1 pseudogene is annotated in these 2,008 nt (G+C 47.0%); it reads left to right on the top strand.

Features of this window, described 5'->3' with window-relative positions:
- A pseudogene (locus F1E73_RS17700) lies at nt 1–2,008 on the top strand (hypothetical protein); the annotation flags it as partial.

Below are 2,008 nucleotides of genomic sequence, written 5' to 3'. Positions count from 1 at the left end.
TAATTTGGATGGTACCTTTACCTATAGGGATGAGGCTGGTGTGGATACGGTGATCGATATCTCGGATTTGGAAACTTTGACCACCTTGGCACTGAATGCAGACAATGTAAACTTGGACTATACGGACGAGGATGGCATTACTACGCAGTTAGATTTTACAGCTATTGTAAAAAACTTGGAGACCGTGACCACTATGGTGGCCAATTTGGATGGTACATTCACTTATAGGGATGAGGCTGGTGTGGATACGGTGATCGATATCTCGGATTTGGAAACTTTGACCACCTTGGCGTTGAATGCGGACAATGTAAACTTGGACTATACGGATGAGGATGGAACTACCACACAGTTAGATCTTACCGCCATCGTGCAGAACCTGGAGACCGTGACCACTATGGTGGCCAATGCCAACGGTACATTTACCTATAGGGATGAGGCTGGTGTGGATACGGTGATCGATATCTCGGATTTGGAAACTTTGACCAGTATAGCGCTTAACGCTGATAATATCCATATCGACTATACGGATGAGGACGGCATTACTACGCAGTTAGATCTAACCGCACTTGTAAAGAACTTGGAGACCGTGACCACTATGGTGGCCAATTTGGATGGTACATTCACTTATAGGGATGAGGCTGGTGTGGATACGGTGATCGATATCTCGGATTTGGAAACTTTGACCACCTTGGCACTGAATGCGGATAATGTAAACTTGGACTATACGGACGAGGATGGAACTACTACACAGTTAGATCTTACCGCCATCGTAAAGAACCTGGAGACCGTGACCACTATGGTGGCCAATTTGGATGGTACATTCACTTATAGGGACGAGGCTGGCGTGGATACGGTAATCGATATCTCGGATTTGGAGACTTTGACAACGCTTGCGCTGAATGCAGACAATGTAAACTTGGACTATACGGACGAGGATGGAATTACCACACAGTTAGATCTTACCGCCATCGTGCAGAACCTGGAGACTGTGACCACTATGGTGGCCAATGCCAACGGAACGTTTACCTATAGGGATGAGGCTGGCGTGGATACGGTAATCGATATCTCGGATTTGGAGACTTTGACAACGCTTGCGCTGAATGCGGACAACATTCACTTGGACTATACGGACGAGGACGGAACTACCACACAGTTAGATCTTACCGCCATCGTGAAGAACCTGGAGACCGTGACCACTATGGTGGCCAATTTGGATGGCACCTTCACCTATAGGGATGAGGCTGGTGTGGATACCGTGATCGATATCTCGGATTTGGAAACTTTGACCACCCTGGCGTTGAATGCAGACAATGTAAACTTGGATTATACGGACGAGGATGGAATTACCACACAGTTAGATCTTACCGGCATCGTAAAAAACCTAGAGACCGTAACTACTATGGTGGCCAATTTGGATGGTACGTTTACCTATAGGGATGAGGCTGGCGTGGATACGGTAATCGATATCTCGGATTTGGAAACTTTGACAACGCTTGCGCTGAATGCGGACAACATTCACTTGGACTATACGGACGAGGACGGAACTACCACACAGTTAGATCTTACCGCCATCGTGAAGAACCTGGAGACCGTGACAACTATGGTTGCCAATTTGGATGGCACCTTCACCTATAGGGATGAGGCTGGTGTGGATACCGTGATCGATATCTCGGATTTGGAAACTTTGACCACCCTGGCGTTGAATGCAGACAATGTAAACTTGGACTATACGGATGAGGATGGAACTACCACACAGTTAGATCTTACCGCCATCGTGCAGAACCTGGAGACCGTGACCACTATGGTGGCCAATTTGGATGGTACATTCACTTATAGGGACGAGGCTGGCGTGGATACGGTAATCGATATCTCGGATTTGGAAACTTTGACCACCTTGGCACTGAATGCAGACAATGTGAACTTGGATTATACGGATGAGGACGGCATTACTACACAGTTAGATCTTACCGCCATCGTAAAAAACCTAGAGACCGTAACTACTATGGTG

Origin of the sequence: Arenibacter lacus (genome assembly GCF_008711145.1) — a bacterium.
GTDB classification, from domain to species: Bacteria; Bacteroidota; Bacteroidia; order Flavobacteriales; family Flavobacteriaceae; genus Arenibacter; species Arenibacter amylolyticus.
The sequence above is the reverse complement of the archived record's forward strand: the minus strand, read 5'-3'. Positions and strand labels throughout refer to the sequence as shown.